The organism is Paenibacillus monticola (assembly GCF_009664975.1).
GTDB classification, from domain to species: Bacteria; Bacillota; Bacilli; order Paenibacillales; family Paenibacillaceae; genus Paenibacillus_AQ; species Paenibacillus_AQ monticola.
Genome location: NZ_WJXB01000002.1, coordinates 722519 through 745960 on the forward strand (window position 1 = coordinate 722519; position 23442 = coordinate 745960).

The 23442-nt window shown below is 45.8% G+C and carries 19 protein-coding genes; 8 read left to right on the forward strand and 11 right to left on the reverse strand.

What is annotated here, in order from left to right; translation table 11 throughout:
• Positions 1-132 precede the first annotated feature (132 nt).
• From GJB61_RS07795 to GJB61_RS07815, 5 genes are all read left to right on the forward strand, one after another.
• Positions 133-897, forward strand: a complete 765-nt coding sequence (locus GJB61_RS07795; protein ID WP_338115704.1) for a sugar isomerase domain-containing protein — start codon at positions 133-135, stop codon at positions 895-897.
• 15 nt (positions 898-912) lie between these two features.
• A complete protein-coding gene (locus GJB61_RS07800; protein WP_154117898.1) occupies positions 913-2712 on the forward strand; it encodes a glycoside hydrolase family 20 zincin-like fold domain-containing protein in 1800 nt (599 codons plus the stop codon).
• Between the two features lie 4 nt (positions 2713-2716).
• Complete coding sequence (locus GJB61_RS07805; RefSeq protein WP_154117899.1) at positions 2717-3196, forward strand: GNAT family N-acetyltransferase; 480 nt, start codon at positions 2717-2719, stop codon at positions 3194-3196.
• A 274-nt stretch (positions 3197-3470) separates the two neighbouring features.
• On the forward strand, positions 3471-3869 hold the full coding sequence (locus GJB61_RS07810) for a nuclear transport factor 2 family protein (protein ID WP_154117900.1): 399 nt from the start codon (positions 3471-3473) through the stop codon (positions 3867-3869).
• A gap of 27 nt (positions 3870-3896) precedes the next feature.
• On the forward strand, positions 3897-4772 hold the full coding sequence (locus GJB61_RS07815) for an NmrA family NAD(P)-binding protein (RefSeq protein WP_154117901.1): 876 nt from the start codon (positions 3897-3899) through the stop codon (positions 4770-4772).
• A gap of 22 nt (positions 4773-4794) precedes the next feature.
• Here GJB61_RS07815 and GJB61_RS07820 read toward each other — a convergent pair whose 3' ends face one another.
• The 5 genes from GJB61_RS07820 to GJB61_RS07840 all read right to left on the reverse strand — a co-directional run bounded on the left by GJB61_RS07820 (position 4795) and on the right by GJB61_RS07840 (position 12924).
• On the reverse strand, positions 4795-5394 hold the full coding sequence (locus GJB61_RS07820; protein WP_154117902.1) for a TetR family transcriptional regulator: 600 nt from the start codon (positions 5392-5394) through the stop codon (positions 4795-4797).
• 65 nt (positions 5395-5459) lie between these two features.
• Positions 5460-6431: an MFS transporter gene (locus tag GJB61_RS07825; RefSeq protein ID WP_229521568.1), complete on the reverse strand. Its 972-nt coding sequence runs from the start codon at positions 6429-6431 to the stop codon at positions 5460-5462.
• 415 nt (positions 6432-6846) lie between these two features.
• The gene (locus GJB61_RS07830) at positions 6847-10956 is read right to left on the reverse strand and encodes a choice-of-anchor I family protein (RefSeq protein ID WP_154117903.1); all 4110 of its coding nucleotides are present in this window, start codon (positions 10954-10956) and stop codon (positions 6847-6849) included.
• 124 nt (positions 10957-11080) lie between these two features.
• A complete protein-coding gene (locus tag GJB61_RS07835) occupies positions 11081-11476 on the reverse strand; it encodes a MerR family transcriptional regulator (protein WP_154117904.1) in 396 nt (131 codons plus the stop codon).
• A gap of 5 nt (positions 11477-11481) precedes the next feature.
• Positions 11482-12924: an aldehyde dehydrogenase family protein gene (locus tag GJB61_RS07840; protein WP_154117905.1), complete on the reverse strand. Its 1443-nt coding sequence runs from the start codon at positions 12922-12924 to the stop codon at positions 11482-11484.
• A gap of 181 nt (positions 12925-13105) precedes the next feature.
• Between GJB61_RS07840 and GJB61_RS07845 the strand changes: the two genes are divergently transcribed.
• The gene (locus GJB61_RS07845; protein WP_154117906.1) at positions 13106-14089 is read left to right on the forward strand and encodes a zinc dependent phospholipase C family protein; all 984 of its coding nucleotides are present in this window, start codon (positions 13106-13108) and stop codon (positions 14087-14089) included.
• A gap of 106 nt (positions 14090-14195) precedes the next feature.
• The gene (locus GJB61_RS07850) at positions 14196-15380 is read left to right on the forward strand and encodes a glycosyltransferase family 4 protein (RefSeq protein WP_154117907.1); all 1185 of its coding nucleotides are present in this window, start codon (positions 14196-14198) and stop codon (positions 15378-15380) included.
• Between the two features lie 107 nt (positions 15381-15487).
• On the opposite strand, the gene GJB61_RS07855 is transcribed toward GJB61_RS07850, so the two are convergent.
• The 3 genes from GJB61_RS07855 to GJB61_RS07865 all read right to left on the reverse strand — a co-directional run bounded on the left by GJB61_RS07855 (position 15488) and on the right by GJB61_RS07865 (position 17204).
• Positions 15488-15658, reverse strand: a complete 171-nt coding sequence (locus tag GJB61_RS07855; protein WP_154117908.1) for a hypothetical protein — start codon at positions 15656-15658, stop codon at positions 15488-15490.
• 81 nt (positions 15659-15739) lie between these two features.
• A complete protein-coding gene (locus tag GJB61_RS07860; RefSeq protein ID WP_154117909.1) occupies positions 15740-16663 on the reverse strand; it encodes a hypothetical protein in 924 nt (307 codons plus the stop codon).
• Positions 16664-16739: 76 nt separating this feature from the next.
• Positions 16740-17204, reverse strand: a complete 465-nt coding sequence (locus tag GJB61_RS07865) for a DUF2798 domain-containing protein (RefSeq protein ID WP_154117910.1) — start codon at positions 17202-17204, stop codon at positions 16740-16742.
• 132 nt (positions 17205-17336) lie between these two features.
• Here GJB61_RS07865 and GJB61_RS07870 point away from each other — a divergent pair, with 132 nt between their 5' ends.
• Positions 17337-17759 (forward strand): MarR family winged helix-turn-helix transcriptional regulator, encoded by a 423-nt coding sequence (locus GJB61_RS07870; RefSeq protein WP_154117911.1) that lies wholly within the window; start codon positions 17337-17339, stop codon positions 17757-17759.
• A 144-nt stretch (positions 17760-17903) separates the two neighbouring features.
• On the opposite strand, the gene GJB61_RS07875 is transcribed toward GJB61_RS07870, so the two are convergent.
• From GJB61_RS07875 to GJB61_RS07885, 3 genes are all read right to left on the reverse strand, one after another.
• A complete protein-coding gene (locus GJB61_RS07875; RefSeq protein WP_154117912.1) occupies positions 17904-19640 on the reverse strand; it encodes an ice-binding family protein in 1737 nt (578 codons plus the stop codon).
• A 129-nt stretch (positions 19641-19769) separates the two neighbouring features.
• A complete protein-coding gene (locus GJB61_RS07880; protein ID WP_154117913.1) occupies positions 19770-21743 on the reverse strand; it encodes an FAD-binding protein in 1974 nt (657 codons plus the stop codon).
• A 241-nt stretch (positions 21744-21984) separates the two neighbouring features.
• On the reverse strand, positions 21985-23214 hold the full coding sequence (locus tag GJB61_RS07885) for a family 8 glycosyl hydrolase (RefSeq protein ID WP_154117914.1): 1230 nt from the start codon (positions 23212-23214) through the stop codon (positions 21985-21987).
• Positions 23215-23442 lie beyond the last annotated feature (228 nt).

Here is a 23442-nt window from a genome sequence, read left to right on the forward strand (position 1 = left end):
GGTAAAAAATGAAGCGATATTGCTCAAAATAGTTGATTTACAGTAAGGAAGCGCTTTGTTATCTTCTAAGCATGAACCGTTGCCCTCTTATAGAGAGGAAAGGCGGTTACACATGAATTAGGAGGAATGACAGTGAACGCAAATTCTGACATCATGTCCGCTTATATGGATACTATCATTGAGCTCCTGAATGAAATCAAAAGTGAACCGCGGGAACGTCTGCACCAGATTGCCATCTTACTGGCAGATCATATCGCTGAGGACAAGCTGGTTTATCTATATGGACCGGGCGGCCATTCCAACATGAATGCTACCGAGGTATTTTTCCGCGCTGGGGGCCTGATGCATATCAGTGCCATACTAGATGAAGGCACCATGATCTCTAATGGAGCTCTGCGATCCATGGCCATTGAAAGAACTCCTGGTTACGGAACGATCGTCATTGAAGATAATAAATTAGGCGAAGGGGATATTCTGATCATTGCTAATGCCTATGGGATCAATACGGCTTGTATAGATGCTGCTGTGGAAGCTAAGCGGAGAGGCGTTACAACCATCGCTGTAACCTCTGTTGGCCATGCTGAGGCTACGCCTAAAGACCATATTGCCCGCCATCCCTCCGCCCAAAATCTGTATGAGGTCTGCGATTACTATTTAGACAGCAAGGTGAAGCCCGGCGATGCCGCGCTGCAGATAGATGGCATCGAACCAAAGATGGGCTCCACTTCCACCTTTGCCAATGCCTTTTTACTCAATTCCTTAATGATGACGACAGCAGCTTATTTAGGAGAAAAAGGGATCGAGGTTCCGGTATGGCGCAGCGGAAATGCGCCGGGCGGAGATGAGTGGAACAACCGCTTCATTCAGCGTTTTAAAGGCCGGGTTCGCTGGTTGTAAGAGAGGGAGGCGTCCATGAATATTAATCTAATTCCCCAGCCGCAGTATGTGCAAACCCGAGAAACTGGGCTGATCACTGGTGTTCCAACATGGCAAGTTGAACTGCACACGCCTTCTGCTGACCTTCGCCTGTCTGCACTCTCTGCCTCGATCTTTGGCGAAGTAACGGAAACCGTCATTTCAGGTGACTGCTATGCACTGGTCTCCACTGGACTGCCCTTGAATCTGCGGATGGCACAACGTGTGCAAGGTCGTAATGACGGCTATGTACTGATTCTAGATAAAAGTCACTTGGAGATTTATGCCTTGTCTGCCTCAGGACTGTTCTATGGGTTGAAGACGCTGGAGCAGCTGCTGCGGAACGGAAACGGCAGCATTCCCGCACTCACGATTATAGATTGGGCAGATCTGCGACTGCGCAGCGATTATCTGGATCTGCGTACGGTTTATCCTACTTTCGAGCTCATTCTGCAGTATGTAGCCGAATTGTCTAGCTACAAGATCAATACACTAGTCGTTGAATATGAGGACAAGCTGCCTTTTAGGAAACTAAGTTTGCTGCGACATCCCGAGTTCGCCTTTACTGAAGTGGAACATCGGCTCCTTCTGCAGACAGCCTACGATAATTTCATAACTATTATCCCTAAGCAGCAGTCATTCGGTCACCTGGAATACATTCTGAAGCATCCCGCCTACATCAGTTTGCGTGAAACCCCGGAGTCCGTAGCCGAACTGTGTCCGAACCGTGCAGGTTCCTTTGAGATGATGGCTGAAATTCTGGAGGAAGTGGCCTCATTTCATCCGGACAGTGAGTATCTTCACTTAGGCTGCGACGAGGTCTGGAGTCTCGGAACCTGTGCGGATTGCCGCCAATCGGGACTTACCCGTGAGGCCTCCTTCATCCGGTTCGTCAACCGTTTGGTCGAGAAGACGGTCAGTCTCGGCAAAAAACCGATGATCTGGCATGATATGCTGATGCACGCCACGGTCGAAGAAATTGCCGCACTGGACAAAAGGGTGCTTGTCGTCGTATGGATCTATGGTGGGCACCGGATGAAAGCAGATGCCCGGCAGATCCTCCATAAGCTGCAGGATGCCGGTATTGAAATTATGGGTGCCTCCTCCGTCCGTTGCTGGGACGATAACGGTGATCAGAACTATCCGGTTATTCACAACCGGATTAACAATATTCTAGACTGGGTTGAACTGGTCCAATCGGAGCAACTCTATGGAATTATCCATACGAATTGGGCCTGTCCTTTTTCACTAGGCAGTCCGTACGGCTTATTTGAGACCTCGCGGTATCCGGCCTTTTTCGCCGCTGATCATAGCTGGAATTTCCATGCGGATACCCATTCTTTTCTGGAACGGTTCTTAGGCCAATTCCATGGCGTACTTATAGAGGAATTGCCACTTGAAGAGTGGAATGATTATGTAGTAACCGATTATTATCAATTGATTCCGCAGATTCTGCCCTCCATTACACAGAACCGTCTGACTGCTGAACTGATTGATGCCATGATTCAATTTGAAATTCCCGCACAGCGCCGTTCCCCGCTCCAGACCTTTCTGTTCCGTGGAGTGCTGTCGCCGGATAGTGAGGAAGTATTTACTTTTCTGCGGGATAAGTATAAGAGCGGGTATGGGGACTTAATGAAGGCCAAACAAAACATGCAGACTGTACTTGCAAAGCTACTTCCCCCGAGTATGACCGAACTATTTATCATGTCGAGATTTTATCGACCAGAGTTATTTGAAGCTAATCTGCGTGAAATCATTACAGACCTTGCCATTCTAGATACGGAAACGGGGTAATATCATGCCTGACATGCTCGTCAAGCTGTATAATCTGCCAGAGAAACAGAAACTGCTAAACAAACTGCAAACTCAGGGTATTAGGATTAAACGCGCCATGACTGCGGATAAACACAGCATCGTTGAATTTGTGGGCACTCATTTCAGCGAAAATTGGCGTAATGAATGTGAGTGCGCCTTTTCCCAGCTACCAGTCAACTGCTATATCGCCGTGAAGGACAAACAGGTCATAGGTTTCGCTTGTCACGACGTTGTGGTTAAGAATTTTTTTGGGCCGACTGGTGTTCTCCAGGAATACCGCGGTCTTGGCATTGGCAAAGCGCTGCTGCTGGAATGTTTGTATACGATGCATGAGGATGGTTATGGCTATTGCATAATTGGTTGGGTCGAAGAAGCGCTCCCCTTCTATGAGAAAACAGTGGGGGCCATCGTCATCGCGGATTCGTTTCCCGGTGCCTTTCAAGATATGATTGGTTTGGAATAGCGAAGCAATTACACAAGGATTTCACGGCAAATAGGGTGTCTCGTCAGCCATGCTGTGACCCCTAGAATAGAAACAGCGGTAGCCATGAGAAAAAAATTCCATGGCTGCCGCTGTTTTATTTAATTGAATAAGAGCTATATAAATTCCGATTAATTTTCGGACCAATCAGTACGAATATATTTGACTATTCAGTCCGGAATAGGTATAGTTGGTCTTATACCTTTCGCCTTTTCTCTAAAGAAGTCTATTCTACCAAAGAAAGCGAGGCATCTGAATGAGTGCTATGTCTTCCGAACAAGCCGAACAAATCATACAACTTTTCTTAAACCGTTTTATTCGTAAAGATTATGCTGCAATGCTGGATTTGTTTGATGAGGATGTAATTTTTGAATTTCCCTATGTCCCAAATCCATCCCCAAAACAATTAGAAGGCAAAACTGCGCTACAGCAGCATCTTCAAATGTTGGATAAAATACTTGCGATTACTTCTTTCACAACACCGATTGTGAATGTGTCAGCTGACTCTCCGGTGTTCTTTGCACAGTTCGAAGGAAGCGGCATACTCCTTGCGGATGGTAAGACCTATGAACAGCAATATATTTCTGTCGTAGAGCTTAGAGACGACAAGATTGTGCGGTATCAGGACTATTGGAATCCGTTAGCCATGATGTAATCCATTAATTATAGAGGAGCTGTTCTCATGTATACCGAACCATCAACTCGCATTCTGCTCACCGGAGGACAAGGAAAAACTTCCTCCCGTATCGCGCAACTGCTAATAAGCCAAGACTATTCTCTCCGAAGTGCAGGACGTAGCCCATCCAAGATGAATGAAGCACAGGCTGACCATGTACTCTTTGACTGGTATGATGACTCCACCCATGACACGGCTTTGCACAACATTAGCGCAATTTATCTCGTTGCCCCGACTGATATACATCCCGAAGAAGTCATGATTCCCTTCATTCGTAGAGCACTGGACGAGTCCATTCGCCGATTCGTTCTGCTGTCCAGCGCATCGGTGTCAGAGCATGGACCGATTTTCGGCCCCGTACATCAGTACCTGCAGGAGCACGCGCCTGAATGGGCCGTGCTGCGTCCTTCTTATTTTATGCAAAATTTCACCGAAGGCGGACATGGGCATACCCTGCGTCAGCAAGGGCAATTCTTTACATCTACCGGTGACGGCAAAGTAGGCTTCGTGGATGCAGAAGACATTTCCGCGGTCGGCTTTCATGCGCTGACCGACAAAGCACCGCACAACAGGGAGCATATTATAACCGGACCTCAATCCCTTAGTTATGCTGAAGTAGCCGCATTGATCCACAAGCTTACCGGCTTAACCGTAGAGCATCTCTCCATTACGGAAGAACAACTGGTGCAGGCGCTGACTGCTGCAGGTGTACCTGTACCCTATGCAGCTTTCTTGGCGGAGTTGGATCACCGTATCCACGTGGAAGGATCAGAAGACCAGGTTACAGACACTGTGCTGCGTATAACCGGACGAGAGCCACGTTCACTTGAGGATTTCATTCAGGACAATAGGAACTGGTTCCAGCCAAGCCTTATTTCATAAGCAACTATTTGGACAACTACTATTAGGATTTCCCTTCACTCGACTTCATAACGGATAGCACAATCTGCATGATGCTGAATAGTTTCTGTTCATCCATTCCCAGCTTCGCCGCAAAGACCAAGGCTATACGCTCATGCGCCAGAAACCGGGACAGGTCTCTGATATTCACTTCCTGGCTTAGTTCACCCTGTTCCATCCCAATTTCCAGCATCGTATAAAAGGCCTGCTCCACCTGTTCGGTATTCGCGTGCATGTAGGCGGCTAACTCCTCATCGTGAGTCGCCTGCTCAATTGCACTGCTGATGATAAAACACTCTTGGCGTAAGTCAGGATCTGCGAGTACCCTGATCATCGTGGTAAACGCCTGCTCTACTTTCTCAGTGACCGTTCCTGGCTGATCCATCAATTCCTGCAGGTCGCAATTTTTTCGATCCATATAGTATTTTACTGCCGTAAGGAATAAATCACGCTTAGTTCCGTATGTGTCATATATACTCTGGCGGGCAATACCCAGCCCAGTTATTAAGTCCGGAAGCGTGGCTCCTTCATAGCCCCGGCTCCCAAAGACACTCATAGCTTTATGCAATACTTCATTCGTATCAAATGCTTTTGTTCTTGCCACCCTCAGCGCCCCTTTTTATATTTATCATAGGACAAATAACGGAGAGCTGCAACGACAGTAGAAATTTAACTCAAGCTGTTCGGTTTTTTGATGAATAGAGACAATACAACATTAATCACCGCTAACAATAAACCGATCTTAAATACCAGTGATGATCCCGCTGCTGTAGCATCTGTCAGATCATTCGCAACGGTTGCTAAGTAACTACTCTGTTTGGCTGATAAAATCGATATCATGACTGAAATACCAATAGCGCCAGCTACTTGTTGAACGGTTTGAGTTAAGGCAATCCCATCTGGATAATACTGTTTCGGAAGAGAATTCAAGGTGTTTGTTTGTACCGAAGCAAGCACCATCCCGATACCTAACATCATGACAATATGTGTTACCACTATCATCCATAAAACTGTGTCTGCACCAAATTGTGAGTATAAGGCATAACCTATAGCTACCAGAATGGTTCCAGGTGTAATAATCGCTTTCGCACCATATTTATCAAATAGACGGCCAATGATTGGAGCTAATATACAGTTAAGCAAGCTGCCTGGCAGAAGCATAAGACCTGTTGCAAAAGCAGTAGCTAATAATGCCACTTGCATATACATTGGTAAAATCACAAGCATGGACAACATATTAAAGAACGTAATGAAACTCATAAAAATGCCAAGCACGAACAGCGGATATTTAAATGCTTTTAAATTCAGCATAGGAGATTCCATTTTGGTTTGACGAATCGAAAATAGAATGAGAGCTATAATTCCAATAATGATCGATCCAAGCACAGTTATACTTGTCCAACCCAGATCACCCGATACACTAAATCCGTAAACAATACCGCCGAATCCAATCGTCGAAAGAATAACAGAGAATACATCAATTGAAACCTTCCGTAGCTCATTCACATTACGTAAATAAACGAGTCCTAGGAAGAGTGAAAGCAAGAGGAACGGTATGGTTACCCAGAAAATCCAATTCCATGTCAATGTATCTATGATAAGTCCTGCTAATGTTGGACCTAGTGTTGGACCCGCTAACATCACTAAGCCTATGAATTAAGCCCACACCCAAATATCCTTTTTGCTGAAAAAGAGTTGTCGCAATAGTAATGATCATCGATTTTGTATCCATTCTCGTAATGCTCCCTCCTCCATACCGACCGGTCTGTTTATACGTATATCACAAATTTTTTCTATAATTCAAGACATTTTTTGGACTCAATGCTGGAACTGGAGTGAGGAGTCCCTCTTTGTTTGAAATTAGGCGATTGCAGTTATAGCGCCCATTGTCGGCAAAAATGATATTTAAAGTTGTATTGTGCGTTCAATATAGAGCTGCTTGCTATACCATTCCCCAAAAAAATTCCCCAATCTTCTAACGATTGGGGAATTTCTAGTTCACGCTTCACTTCTTAGCTCTCACCGTACAAATCCGATGTCTGTCACTCTTTCGCTGCTATTGATTTCCCAGCTTCAGCAGTACGGCCAGCATCTTAGCCGTTTCCTCGCGTGATGCCTTATCTTGTGGGGCAAAATTAACGCCCAAACCTCCGGCGGTTGTTTTGCCTGAGATAATGCCCGCCTGCTGAGCCGCAGTAGCAGCAGCAAGGGCATAGGCGCTGATGGACTGCTGGTCGGAAAACGCGACTGGCTTGGCACTTACAGGCAATGTCCAGTCCATGAAGTCCACGAAGCGGATCATCATCACGGCTAGCTGCTGACGTGTTACGCTAGCTTTTGGATCAAACCGTCCATTGCCAATCCCGCTCACAATACCACTCTGGTTGGCCCAATTCACCGCATCCGCGTAATAATCGCTTGCCTTAACATCCGTGAAACTGCCGGTTGCTGCTGCAGCTGTACCCAACTTGCCTTCCGCCATATGGGAGAGGAGCAGTGCTGCGTCCGCACGCGTCAGATTCCCCTTCAAACCAAACTTCCCATCTCCGATTCCGGTGATAATGCTGCGCGCAGCCAAGTACGAAATGGAATCCTTGGCAAAGCTGCTGCTGATATCGGAGAAATCCACCTTATTGTAACCCACCGCATAAGTGGAAAAATGCGTGGTTTGGAAGTTCAGCACTCCGGCCGAAGCATCGTAGCTGCTGCCGGGAAGCACGTCAAGCAGTCCCATCTCAGTCAAATAGTATGCAACTACAGCATTCACATCTTCATTGCCCGCCGGAACATACGGAATACTTATGTCCGCAACACCACCAGCGAAGCTTGAAATTGTCTGACTACCGGCGTGAATGGTCAGACCCAAGATTGGACGATTGCCGATCTTTGCTTCGGCAGACGCCTTTATTTCAGGAGCCAAACTGCCCATTGCCGTTGCGGCATCGATTCTAGCGATGGATAATGTAATATCTCCACCATTCGCCGCTGAACTCACGGCGGCGAATGAAGTACGGTTTAATGAAATCGTACCCAGGCCCGTCTCAAATGTAAGGGCGCTAGCTGTACTGCCAGCAATTGCCGCCGCAGCAGCAGCCGGAATATTCAGTACAATTTCCCCACTGGCATTAGCTCCTGTGGTCCGGAATATCACATCGCCACCCCCAGCTGCAACCAACGACTTCAGTGCCGCTTCGACCTTCTCCAGGGTCACGGTAGCTACCATTCGGCCTTCTGCATCCGTTGTAGTCTTCAGCTCTACGATGACCTTATTACCCTCAGTGATAACAGCTGGTGAGTCCGTTTCTTCAACTGGAATCGTGACAGTTCCTAACCCTGCTCCTGAACCTGGTGCACTCACCGAATCAGCTGCCGTAACGCTCACGAGCGATTCAGCTACGCCATATCCATCCGCACTGAATGCAGAAACGGTAACGGTTCCTTGGGAAAGTGGTGTAACCTTACCTGTATTATCTACAGAAGCAATGCTTGAATTCGAAGAGCTCCATGTTATCGTCTTCGCTCCATCACCAACAGGAACTACTGTTGCCTGAAGCGTGGCAGTGGCTCCTCCAGCTTTCAACGATAGAGACGGCTGATCCAGCGTGACCTTAGCTACATTCAATTGATAGATAGCCACGGTACCCCCAACCTCATTGGCTACCAGCACCAAAGGTAAGCCAGTTGGACTTGCTGTTGCTGGAATAAATTCAATTCCCTCCGGTCCGGTATCTGTAGCCAGGGTATCTTTGGGTGTAAACTCACGTGAATTGATGTAGTTAACAAAGCTTGGTTGCTCCGGATTAGTCACATCATAAGTCATCAGGCCACCTATACGCTCCAGACCCACGAAAGCAAGTGCTTTTTGGCCAACCTTGCCAATCTTGACGTACTCGGGCTCCGGCCCTTTTTTGGTGCTGCGATTGTCCAGAGTTGTATTGCTGTTGCTGGCATTGAAATAATCCGGCAGGCGCTCACCCGTGATCTTTTCAAAGTCGCTACCACTGTCATACACCTGCGTCATTGTGCTCGCGTCCCAAACCGAGAATGAACGGGCACCATATAGATAAATACCATCATGGCCCATATCCGACATCACTTCTACGCCGTCATACTGTGAATTCGCACTCAGGAACTTGGCCGCTTTCGAATCAGAGTTCAAAGATGCTTTCATTTTACCAATCGTGCTGACATTCTCCTTGCTATCCCATTCTGTTGCATCACCTTCGTTAGCTGTGAACAGATACGTTTTGCCTCCAACTGTATACTGGTCGATCCCGTCCGGCATATAGGTACCATAGAACGGAACATTATCCAATTTGACCTGATTGTCTCTCAGCAAGTCCAGCGCATTGACAGGAACGTTCAGATCCTTAAATCCCAGTCCTTTCACTGACAACACTGTTTTGCTGGCAATATCGATAGTAGCTATCGCGTTATTTTCCTGCAAAGAGACATAAGCCGTCTTCTGGTCATCCGATAACTGAATGAACTCCGGCTCCAGATCCCGCACCGCGTCGGCCTTTGATCCTTCGCCCGTAATCAGCTTTGTCACCGGATCCACTGCTCCACGAATATGCACGAGATCATCAATCACTGCTGGGTTGTCGAATTTGACACTGACATTCGTATTTAGAAGTGTGTCTATAATCGTCACGCTGCCTTCGGGATCTCCCTCCACCGAACGAGGCTCTGCTTCATCCGCCGTCAGAATATACCGGCCATCAGCCGTATACTTAACCATATCCGGTTGAACTCCTGTATCGTACGCGGCTAGAAGCTCACCTTCGTAGCTCAGCACAAGGACTTTACCCGGCTTCATGGCATCCTCTTCTTGAATGGCCACAGCAATATGCTTCGTAGCCGGATTGATGTCAACACTGGTCAGATCACCGTAATTAAATCCATCGGCCTCCGATAAGAGCTCCACATTGATGCTTTTTTCCTTTTCCGTATTGCTTCCATTCTTAATATTCACAATATCCACGGAAGCAGGGTGAGTAGAGCCATTGACCAGATAGAACTTTCCGTTATCGCGGTTATACTTGATGATCTCCGCCACGCCACCATCTTTGTTGGTCGTACCCACGGAATATCCGCCAATCTTCGTTAGGCTAATTCTATCCGGTGTCGTTGTATCCTCAGTAACATTCAGCGAATAGCTTTCTTCAGCGAACATACGGATCGTCGAGCTGTCATACACCGAAATGCTGACTGTTGACGTGCCTGCTACGGTTGGGGTCCCGGTGATGCTGCCTGAGGCAGTATCCAGGGAAAGTCCATTCGGCAAACCTGTAGCTTCGAATGTATAAGGCTTCAGGCCCCCATAAACAGCTAAGGTCACCGAATATGGAGAGCCGATCCTAGCGTTCGGAATAGCCATTGTGGAGAGTCCAAGCTCCGGCACAACAACGCCCCATTGTCCATCTGTGCTGCTGTGTGGTTTGTTTATATCTATTGTTGTTTCAAAGGCAATTTGCTTGAAATCTGCTTTGTTATTATCAGTGTCTGTAAAGGTGCCACGCCGGACCGAAATTTTTTTGGAGGTTCCTCCCGTACTGCCCGTCGGATAATCGCCCTCAAAGCCATCGATGGTTAATCCATTGTCATTGCCGGCTGTGCCAATCATATCTACATAGTCATTAGTTTTGTTCTGATACGGATTCGCAACCTGTAACAGAGTAGTATCACTAAGCAATACAACCTTCATTCCCTTATTAAAAAAGTGTGCCGCCGGCCAAGACTGATCACCTTTTGTACTGATATTATTTGCACTAGACAGATCATTTTTACTATCTGTAATGAGATAAGAGGAGTGCGCTTTAATGGTACCGTTCAGATCCAGCTTGCTCCAAAGCCCATTTACATTCGGACTCGGATCAGAATATTGAATAGACCAGCCGTTTAAATCTATGTTTGAATCAGTCGGATTATAAAGTTCAATGAAGCCGCTGGAGAAATAACCGCCTGTTGCAGTAGAATTGCCGATGCCATACACCTGATTCACGATGATATGGGGAACGCTTACATCATAACTGCCATTTGTAGCATAGGGTGTTCCCGCTAGCACAGCTTCAGCGGCAACCACCGGGCCAGCCGCCCAAGCGGGACCCAGCAGCAGCTCGGCCGCGAGCATTAGGGAAATTATTGTCTTGCCTGAAGGTTCCAAGTCATTATTCACTCCTATTGATAGTTTCTATCAACTATAAAGGACAAGTATTTTCGATTGTGCAGATTCGTGTCATTGGCATGTTAAAAAACGCCCGATTAACGGACGTTCCTCTAGTCACTATTTAACACAATCCCATGTCATTTTTGGGATCTGGCTGCCTTTTTTCGAGCGAGTCATAGGTAGATAGCTTATGGTTCACCGCATCAAAGGCTCTGTCTAGCTCCACTTGCCTTCTTGTAAGCTCCAGCTTGTGTGCCTCCAAGATAGCTTTTCTTTGCGGGATGGTCGATTCACCTTGAAGCGCCAGATCCACAATCTGTTTCAAGCCGGTGACCGTCATCCCCGTCATTCGAAAACAGGTCATCAAGTTAATCCAGTCCAGATCATGTTGCTCAAAGATACGATTCCGGTGCTGATCCCTTTGTATAAAGGGCAACAGCCCTTCTTTCTCATAGTAACGTATGGTATGGGCTGCAAGCCCCAAGCGCTCCGAAGCTTCTTTTATCGAAAAACCCATTATTCTCACCTCCCGGCGATTTGTGCTACATCATAACCCATTATTGACTTGGCTTCCAAATACTGCTCAAGGCCGTACACGCCATGTTCCCTGCCGATTCCTGATTGTTTAAATCCACCAAATGGAGCATGGGGCTCATCGTGCAGACCATTAATTTCAATCCGTCCCGACATGATCTGGGCAGCGATTTGGTTAGCTCTCGCCAAATTGGAGGAGCTGATATAGGCAGATAAGCCATAGACAGTATCATTAGCTATTTCAATGGCCTCTTCTTCTGTCTTGTAAGTTAATATGGACAATACCGGTCCAAATATTTCTTCTCTGGCAATGGTCATATCCATTGTAACATTCGCAAATACTGTAGGCTTTACAAAATAACCCTGATCCAGTCCTTCCGGATGCCCTTCGCCGCCCGTAATCAACTCGGCCCCTTCTTCGATGCCAAGTTTAATGTAGCGCTGAACAGTGTCGTATTGCTGTTGGCTTACCATGGGACCTATAGCCGTATTCTTATCCCAGACATCACCCACTTTAGTAGCTTCAACAGCAGCTGTAATCAGCTTCTTCACTTCTTCCAGCCGATGCTCTGGAACAATTAACCGTGTGCCGGCAATACATGCCTGGCCGCTATTAATGAAGCAACTCATGGCAGCAAGCGGAATGGCTATGTTGAAATCGGCATCATCCATAATCAGGTTAGGCGATTTCCCACCCAACTCCAGCGCCACTCTTTTCAGGGTATCGGCAGCTCCCCGGCTGATGATTTTCCCGACCTTGGTCGACCCTGTAAAAGTAATCATCGCTACATCCGGGTGACGGGTTAATTCCGCACCAACGACATCGCCTGTTCCGTTAAGGATATTAATGACCCCGGCTGGAATCCCAGCCTCGTGAATACATTCCATAAACAATTGGGTCTGAATTGCACTAAGCTCGCTGGGCTTAATCACAATGGTGTTGCCTGCGGCAATAGCGGGGGCTAGCTTGCCTGAAATGTGCGTGTAATCTGCATTCCAAGGTGTAATTGCAGCAATAACGCCTAAAGGTTCGAGGACGACCTTTGCTTTTCCAATATATTGGGTAAATTCGAAATCCTGCAACACCTCTTGGGTGTTCAGGAAATTCCTCAGCGTCAAATTCATGAGCATAGTGGCAATACTTATAGGTGCACCATATTCTTGGACTGTAGCCTGAATCATAACCTCTGACTTCTCCTTCATCACATCATGCAGACGTTGCAGCATCTGCAAGCGTTCTTCCAGAGTTGTTTTGGAAAAGCTTTTAAAGGCTTGTTTCGCAGCTGCTATCGCATTCTGGGCATCTTTTATATTCCCCAAGGTTACCTGACCCATGATTTCTGCTGTTGCAGGATTAATCAGGTTCCGCACTTCCGTACCGTTTGGCTGCACAAACTCGCCGTTGATATAGATATGATCGATAATTTTCATCTAGGTTCATCCCTTTGTATTCTATTTACTAAGCTGTACCTGGCCAGGTTTTCCTCAGTATATAGCTTAAAGTGCACTTTAAGGCAAGTATTACTATTTTTCAATTCACAATAATTTATTTTCTCTTAACATGTATCCCCTATACTGAGATTATAAATGAGCAATAGGGAGGAGATTAGTAATGCCTAACATTTGGATGCACATTGAATACGGACAGCAGCTAGCTGACGAGTTCCGCGACCGCCTGCCCTTCTTGGCCAGACTTCAGAATCACGGGAACTTATACCGCTTAGGCTGTCAAGGACCGGATTTCTTGCTGTACCATAGCTTCCTTCCTTGGAGAACGGACACTGGGGCAACCCGATTGGGAGATCATATGCACAGCCGTAACTGTGGACCGGTATTAATCGAATTCTGGCAGAGAATCCGTGAACTCTCCCCTGCAGATTTGCCGGAAGCTCAGCTGTATTTCTTAGGCTTTCTGACCCATCATTTGCTGGACCGGAATCTTCATCCTTATGTGAATTGGAAAGCAGGCTATAAGCAGCGGAATCATGGGCGGTTCGAAATTGCTCTTGATACGGTTTTTATGAAACGAGTGAAGCAAGTGGATACCTGGCAGATTCCAGCCTGGAAAAAAATAGATGTGGGTTCCGGGCTTCCTTACCCGATCCATACTATTCTGCATGAAACTGCATTAACTTGGTATCCAGAGGTTATGGCTTATCTTCCAGCTGAAAGCTGGCATGAGGCTTACCTTGACTTGGTGCTGGCTCATAAATGTCTGTACGACCCGAGGGGCTGGAAGAAGGCTATCGTGTGGGGACAGGCGCGCAGTCATTTTTATCAAAAGCTTTCTCCTGCCGAGGAGCAGCTGGATTATCTGAACGAAAAGCATACACAGTGGAGACATTCAGCGCTGTACACCGAAGCTCGAACGGAAAGTGTTCCAGAACTGTGGGAACAGGCGCTTGCGGAAGGACGGATCGTCCTGCAAGCCTTAGCCGATTGGCTGGATTGCACGGTCGCCGCAGAAGCTACCCGGAAGCTGGAAGCCTTCAAGCTAGTGCTGGGTGACCGCTCTTATGATACCGGTAAAGAATGCAGCAGTAACTTAATGAATTTGTATGCCGAGCCGATCTGGGAGAAGAATACCGGCAGCTAAGGTGATACGTTGAAATACAAGCTCTTGAATATTTAACATCCGGTTGACCCCCAACGAATAGTCGCCTGTTATGGTTAGGGTAACACGAATATTGGGAGGGGTAGCCTTGCGTCTTGCCTTATTTACGGACACTTTTCTTCCGCAAACGAATGGTGTTGCCCGCACACTTTACCGCTTAACCGAGCATTTGAACCACCGTGGCATCGAACATCTGCTGTTCACACCGAAATCGGCCCCCGTGGACAGCTATGCCGATCCGATTCGCCCCATTTCCAGCATCCCTTTTTTTCTGTACCCTGAATGCAGGCTTGCACTGCCGAGTATGACCTCTATCCAGAACGAACTGAAGATATTCAAGCCCGACTTACTTCATCTGGCAACTCCTTTTAATATGGGTCTTTCCGGTCTGCGTTACGCTCATAGTCGTAATCTCCCTCATGTCGTTTCCTACCACACCCATTTCGACCGTTACCTTGAATATTACCGGATGAAAAAAATGGTCCCCCTCTATTGGAAATATATGAAATGGTTCCATCGTTCCTGCGATGCTACGCTTGCACCCTCACATGAAACACTCGATTCACTGCGACTGCAAGGCTTTAGCCGGCTGAAGCTGTGGTCCAGAGGGATCGACTGTAAGCTTTATTCGCCGCAGAAGCGCAGCCTTGAGGTGCGGGAGCGTTATGGAATTACTGCACCTCTGCTGTTGCTGTATGTAGGACGGATTGCCCCGGAAAAAGACATTTCCACCCTCACACTCACGATGCAAAAACTGCCTGAATCCATGCAATCGCAGGTTCATTGGCTGATTGTCGGCGATGGCCCCCTTCTGCCAGAACTGCGGGCACAAGCCCCAAGTAATGTTACCTTCACCGGCTACAAGCATGGTGAGGAGCTTGCGCAGCTCTATGCTTCGGCAGATCTGTTCGTCTTCCCATCCAGCACCGAAACGTTCGGCAATGTTGTCCTCGAAGCGATGGCCTCCGGTCTGCCGGTCCTTGCGGCGGACGCGGGTGGAGTAAGAGACCTGGTTGTGCCGGGTCGTACCGGCATTATGGTCGAACCCAGAAGTCCGCAAGCCTTGGTTCGCGCGATCTGCACATGGGGTAATCAGCCTGTTCAGCTGTCAGCTATGGGACACGAGGGCCGGCGACTGGCGCTTGGCCGCTCTTGGACGAGTATTTTTGACAGGCTAATTGATGATTATAAGGAAGTAATTGAAGGCAGGCTTGCAGGTTCGGCTAGTACGACATTTATCGTGAACAGTAGATCTAACACGGTGCATCACTAAATGAATGCAAGTGGAGAAGGATCAAAGACAAAAACAAGCCAGTCTCCAATAACCGGAGACTGGCTGTTTTTTAGCTTATACAGCTTCGAAGTGAAAGAATTATGAAACTACGGATTTTGCGGATAGATCTCAGGCAGTGGTTCCGGCGGGTTTATTTCAGGTTGGATATCAGGCTTGATCTCGGGCGGAATATTAGGTGGCTGTGACTCTGGGATCACGTCTGGCTTAACTTCAGGAACGACCTTTGGAGGAACTTCAGGCGATAAACCCTTGTTCATGATAGACACCTCCTCTCCCTATATTTTAACCTGCCACTGAAAAAGTAAACATCGAATGGAATTAGCGGTGTCTAGCATTCATTACAGCCGGTCAAAAGCTCTTAGAAAAAGCATGTTTTTGATGATTATTTCTGTTTTCCACCAGTGTTCACTGATAGCAAATTCTTTGTCAAAATCGTTCCACTTCCAGGTTAAATCCCATACGCCATCAGCATTTCTTGTAGTCAGTAGGTAATCAAGTTCTTCACTGACCAGCGCCTTATTCTCTTCATAGAGTGAGCTATCTGGCGAATTAATAAATGTAGAAGGTCGGCAACTATACCCATGCCACTCCTCTGAGTCACGTTGAATCCGTTGAGTGATCTGTTGGTTCACCTCTTCCCGTACTTTTGTGAACAGCAAGTGGTTTTGTAGATTCGCTTTCTCAATAGAATTCACCATGGCCACCAGACACTTAAGCGGGTGCATTTCAAGCTCGGGATTATGTAGAAATAATTCAACCAGTTCCTCTGCAATGCTCATTCCTAGTTCATAGAGTCTGCTGTCTCTTTCTGCAAATTCCAGAATAAAACCTGCTATAATGGCTGTTGGATTATACTCACTGCGGCTAGTACTTGATGATTCTGTATGCCACCAAGGAGCGTGTGGATACTCATTATTAGAGGGTACCGTATGATTCCATCTTCGATGCACAAATTCAGCACCACTATCCAAGTAATTTAGAATCCCCAGTACAAGAGGATGTTGTTTGTTTTTAAAATTGATTTCGGTCAACTTTTCGATGGCTGTAGTTGTTTGAATAGGCGTAGAGTTTGGGTTCCATGAATCCGCCTCCAGAGCATGACCAAAACCACCGTCCTCATTCTGATAGCTAGACAAAGCTTCTACTATATCCATCTGGCTACCCTTCTCAAAATGATATTTCCAACTCGCTAAGTCTACAGGGCGGGCATTACGATACACCTGCTTACTTATCCTCTCAAAATCCGCTTTTGATAAATTCACCTATTATCCCTCCAGCAGCAATGTTTAGTCCTCATAGCCATTAAATCATAAAGGGTAGGCCCAGACTAGTTTGATTTCAGACAGGTGCCGCAGCCGGTATAATCTTAATAAAAATAAATCGTGTGAGCGGCCCCACCAGAATTAGCTGCAGCGGCAACGCACAGATGAAGTTTTTGCCCAGAGCTGACAGATAGGCCATAGGCAATTCTGCAGTAAAGCCTACATGGAGCACCGCACCATAAAAGGACATCAACACCACCATGCCCATAACCATAAAAGAGGAAATAAGCAGAATCTTTTTGAGCAGCGGATCAGACGCTTTTGTCAGTTTACTTACAATCCGCTTGGCAACTTTACCGACAACAAATACATCTAAGATTAGAGCAATGATAAATGCGGGCACGTAGCCGATGATCACATGTTGTATCCATGTCCCAGACCAGCCCTCGAGTAAAATCACATTATAAATACACATTCCCAAAACCATTAAAGCACACATAATCAGCGTAAATATGAATCCTTCTCTTTTGTTTCTCCCCATGTTCATACTCCTTATATTCTCTATTGTCCACTCGGTTTACAATATCACGCACCTTTTTTAAAGTCAACCAGGTTGACAATATCCACAATTAATTTATACTATGTAGAATGCCTATTATGCGGGAGTGTATAGATGAATATAAATTTACAAGATATGAACCTGATTGATTTACTTAGCGAAAAACATCTGGCTTTACGAAAAAGAGTGACCCAGATGGACCCGGATAATATTAATAAAACAGAGTCCCATATTCTCGCGGTTCTTAAAATCCATACCATGCTCTCCATCTCGGAAATAAGCAGAATTATTGGTATCTCGCGACAAGGAACACATAAAAGTATTCAGGGCCTGTTGTCACATGGTTATGTAGAAACTGCAGAGGTTGCTGGAAATCAGCGCGATAAACATATCGTTCTAAGTCCTAATGGAGTAGAGTGCAATCGAAAGATACTGGTTATCAAAAAGCAATTAGAGCAGCAAATCATCAGTAAGTTGGGGCATAAGAATGTAGAGCTGATTAAAACTCTTTTGAAAGAGGACTGGCTGGATGTTTAGCGGGAGTTACAGAACTTAACAGCCTTTCTCAAGAAGAACCGGCTTTGCTGTGCTTAATATGGGCGTTGAACAAAAAAAGACCCGCATGAGGTTCCTTTTCTCAAAGGTTCCTAAACGAGTCTTGTTCTTTGTTCAATACAAAAGTTAGTTAGGTTTAGTAACTGTACTCTGATCCAAAGTGACTGCAGTCCGGGCCAACAGTCGGCCATTGATTGAGGCTCCGGTGGCCAAGCTAATATTAGTCATGCTTATTACGTTGCCCTCAAAATGCGCATTCGTTCCAAGTGCAACGGTAGATGCTGATTGCCAAAAGATATTTTTGGCTAGTACACCACCAGTCAGAATAACTTTGGTTCCACTAGCCTGGCTAATTCCTCCAGCAACTTGGAAGACAAACACAGAATTTGCGTCACCATGGAGAGTAACATCCGTATTGATCATAACGTTGGTACCCCACTTATAAACACCAGCTGTAAGTGTCTTACCGCTGAGGTCTCCGCTATACAGCTCGCTGTAATTGATCGCTCTTCCAGCAGCATCAGTGTATGCGGTCTTCAAGTCGTTTATCGCTGTAGTAAGATAATTAGGAGTCGGAGCGGCATAGCTTGCAGCATATATATTTCCGATAACTTGAACGGATTTCGCGAAATTATTACTACCATCTAGTGTCATAGAAAATCCAGTGATCGCCGTAGCATCTATTGGGCTAACTCCTATATCACCCGTTATGACGGACCCAGGTATAGTAGAGATACCTGCTTCAGACAAGATCGCAAAATTCCCAGCCAAACCAAGTTCAACTGCATCAGGCATTAAACTAGGAGTTGCACTTACGATATTTGAGTATATGCTTACTAACTCTGTATTAGCGGCCGTTACTTTGAAATAATACAAAGTTCCATTCGTTAACCCAGTCACATCATAAGCAGCTGTCGTTACTACACCCGGAGTGCTAATTAACTGATAGGTTATAGCATCCGAGGATTGATACACATTATAATATGTAGCTGCTGTAACAGAGTCCCAACCTAAATTAATATGTTTGTCTCCTGCCGTTGCTACAACATTGATTGGTGCGGCAAGTGTAGTTATAGGCGTAGGCGTTGGGTAGAATATCCCCGTTCCGTTTCCCGTTGTTGCCGTTGGTGATGGTGTTGCGGTTGGAGCTACCGTTGGAGCAACAGTTACTGTTGGAGCAGCAGTTGCCGTTGGAGCAAGTGTTCCAGCCGGCGCAGTTCCCGTCGGTGATCCCGATCCCGCTAAGAAGGCCATACCACGATCGAGCACCACTACTGCTTCTGCACGGGTGATTGAATTCGTTGGTTTAAAGCTATGGTCTGCTGCATACCCATTCAGTATATTACTGGTTGCTGCTGCATCAACTGCACCTTTTGCCCAAGTAGCAATTAGGCCCGAATCCTGAAATGATGCTTCAGAACCAGCGGTTGTTGGCAGGCCTAGCAACCTAGCAATGATCACAGCAACTTCCTGTCTGCTGATGGGTTTACTCACCCCAATGGTTCCATTCTCATATCCCGTTATATATCCTGCTTTAACTGCTTTGGCAACTTCAACATACGCCCAGTTGCCTGGAGCTACATCGCTGAATGAAATCGCTGCTTCTGCACTAAAGCCAAAAGAACGGTTAACCAAAGCCATAAATTCCGCTCTAGTTATTGTATTGTTCGGTTTAAAGCTGCCATCTTCATATCCTTTAATGAAGCCTTTGTCTATCCATTTACTGATTTGACTTTCCGCCCAATGCCCCTTTATATCTGCTTTTGATGGAGCAGTAGCAGCAAAGGCTGAACTCAGTGAAAGTAATACCATACTTACGATTAAAAAAGATGATAAGAGCCTTCGAAATGATTGATTTTTCATGATTTTCCCCCTGATGATTTTGCTTTTTCAGCTGTAGAGACAATAGACCCTACATAAGAACGTAGAAATTTGTAGGGAAAACGTATTGTTCTTCAATCATCATTAACCAAATTTAGGACTTTTGAACCTTTATTGAACTTTCTTTAAAGCACTACTGGCTGCATCTTCGCCACCAAGACGACCTGATGTGAAGGAGTAACCAATGCCAACTCCATTTCCGACATAAGTATCATTAAATAACACACCTTCAGATTCGAGACCTACAGCATATAGACCATTAATAGGTACCCGCTTGTCATTAAGTACCTGAAATTTGGTATTGACTAACAATCCGCCCACAGATCCCAAGTTATTGATCTCCGCAATAATTGCATAATAAGGTCCTTCAGTGCCCATGGGAATTAGATAATCTGCTGCTTTACCAAATTCAGTATCCACACCCGTTTTCGTCGCTTCCTGATATTTATCATAAGTTTCCTTGAAAATTTCAGCATCCATGCCTGCATTTTTGGCTAATTCCTCAATCGTATTCCCCTTGTATCCATCACCGTTTTCAACCATCGCTTCAAATACTTGATCTGCATTTTTCCATGGATTCTCCAAGGTAAATTGATCTGCAAATTCAGCATAGAATTCTGGAGGCATACCTGGAAGGCTTGGAGACTTCACTCCACTCATCCCTTTAGCCGTCAATGAATTGAGTTGTGATTTCGAAACAATAACTAAATGATAGGCACCGTTAAATGCGCTAGTATTAGCCGCTGCTACAGACGTTAGTGTTGCTGCTTCATCTCTAAATCTTGCCCCTGAAGAGCCCACATTCATGAAATTTGGAAGATATGTCAGCATCAATGGATAACTTGCTTCGAACGGTTCGTACTTTGTTTTTAACTTTTTTGTTGCTCTGGCTAAGGTTTGGTGCAACATTTGTCCGCCAAAATTGTCAGGGACCTTTGCTCCAGCTTCCCAGGACATTTTCAAACCTTCTCCTACATTTTGGCCCAATCCTCCATTAATCCCTTCGAAACCAAAGCTCTCCTTAACCATTTCTGCGTTAGCCGCATAACCGCCCGTTGCCATAACGATACTCTTTGCTGTGATTTCCAGTGTTGTGCCATCCAGTTTTTCCGCCGACACACCGGTAACATCACCGGCTTCATTCGTGATCAGCTTTTTGGCAGTAGTTTCAGTAATGACCTGACCACCATTTTTTTCAACAGATTCGGCCAGCATTTTACGCAATGTGACTTCACGAGTTTCATAGGCTGGCAGTACATGCAATTGCTCTCCAGCGAAGTTGAGGAAGCTTGTAATATAGCCTTTTTTAGTCAACCAGTCATAGGTTTCTCCTGATTTGGTGACATATTGTCGTATTGCCGCTGCGTCTACTCGCCAGTGATTATTGACAATCCAATCCGAAATTTCTTTTTCCACATTCACTTTCACTCCATTTTCGGTAGCCGCAGAAGAGTTATAGAACTTCCCTGCCCACGATAAATTACTCGCCCCACCGATAGTGGCTGTCTTTTCGATGATGATCACTTTCGCACCTTTATCAGCTGCGGTAACGGCTGCAGACACTCCCGAGGCTCCAGCACCTACTACAACAACGTCAGCTTCCAGCTTTTCCGTCTTCCCCTCGCCAGCTTTCTTAACACCGCCTGCCTTTAAGGCTACCACATCACCGCCCCCTTGCTTCACAGCGGTTTCAACCGCTTCCATCATAGCCGTGCTAGTAAGACTCGCACCACTGACAGCGTCAATAGCCAAGGTTTGTCCGTCCAAAATTTGCTTCTTTATTTGTTCAAGCGCAGCACCACCGATGCCGCTTGTTTCCTGGCTGACAATCTTAATATCGCTAATCTCATGTTCACCAAGCGTCACTTCAACCTTGATAACCCCTTCTTTACCTTGTGCTTCGCCAGTATACGTACCAGCTGTAAAGGATAAGGCATCTGCTGCCGGTTTATCTGTCGGTTCCGATGTTTCTGCTGCAGTATCATTAACATTGTTAGTACCGTTACATCCACTCAGCATGGATACCATCAACAACAGACAAATAGAGAACATGAGTATTTTGTTGGCATTATTCTTCTTACGCATTCTTTTTTTCCCCCTGTTTATAATATAGCTATAACCTGTTGATTACGTGAACATTTTCACAATATTCAGCGTACTCCCTCAACATTAATAAATAGGCTATACGCTGCAGTATAAACATTGGTGCAACACCAATGTCAATGCACAATTATTGGCCCGCACCAAGTTGCTGGAACAAGAACAGCCCATTCCATGATTGCTTATGGAATGGGCTGTTCTTTGTAACTCAACTTTGAACTATAACTTAATAGGCCCACCAATTACCGGACATCAGAATTAGCGAAAACAACTTAATACTGTCTTCATAATAACCTTCCGTAGTGCTGTTCGCCGTGTGGCTCCAGAGCGAATTTAGCCAGCTTTGGTTAGTCGATGAGGTCATTGCGCTGACCCCAAATGGAGCATAGAAGGCTCCGCTGTTATAACTTCCGAACAAGGTTCCGTTCAGTTTGTAGCCGTCTTTGATGTTGCTTGGGGTGCTGCTTACTTTGGTCTTAATCCAGCTATTCAACTGATTGAGCTGAGTAAGCGCCCGGGTATCCCCTGTAATTAAATAATCAGTCGTAATTCGCCAAGGGGTGCGGCAGGAATTATAATTATAGTTGCCGTCATTTGCATCCTCCAGGAAATTAGCCGCTGCTGGCTTGTAGACTCCACCTGAGTAAACAACGAAATCTGGCAGCAATCCGGTGCTGGAGCTATAGCCGGTATAGAGGCTATTGATAATCGTGTATGTCTTATCAACAACATTCTTCCAGCGAATGTCTCCTGTGGCCTGTTGGAAGGCCTTTAAATGATTGAGCATGAAATCCGAAGGTCGTGTAGCCGTATTGTATGCGCCACTATCCGCCCAGTCCCCAAGACGGATGGTCCACTGGGTCTGGTTAATTTCACTATCCATGATTGCATTGATAATATTCTTGGCAGCCTGCAGATAATTAATAACACCACTGCTTCCCCACTGCTTGTCCGCAAGCAGCAACGAGAAGGCAATATCCATATCGCCGTCTGTAGCTGAATCCTCGCCTTCAATATTTTGAAAGCTGCTATTTTGCTTCCAAGACATCAAGTATTCGTTGATCGCACTCGGATGAGCAATGTAATAATTGTAGAGACCATCATAATAAGCTTGGGCACTGCTGTCATAACCGGCCATCAAAACAGTGAACAACATCCCATAACCATGCGCTTCAGATACTGTTTCCCCATCCGAATTATATTTGACGTAGTATTTTCCAGTTCCTGCTGGTTTCAGATACCCTGCCTTCCATTCGTTCCATTTTGTCTTAACCGAGTTGTCCATACTGGTCTGTGTTACATTATTGGGCTTAATAGATTCGCTAGTATAAGTAGTATGCTGCGGGAATGGTTTATTCACTGCTGCAAATGCGGAACCTGCTGGAAGGATAATTATCGCCATACATAATAGCACAAGAGTCTTCCAACCTACTAAATGAGACATATATCTTTTCATAATTACACCTCTCTTCTTTGATATTTGTAATCGATTACAAAAAAGAATATTTAGGCCTGCTTTCTATCCACCTCCTTGAAGAAAGGCTGATACACCAGTAAAGTAGGGTTTCTAGCTACAGTTGCGTCAAAACGCATGTTCATCAATTAGAGTTAATTTGGATTATTTGTAAAATTATATGCATATGACGCATCTTCACTATATTCTCTCACTCTAGTACCTGTCAAG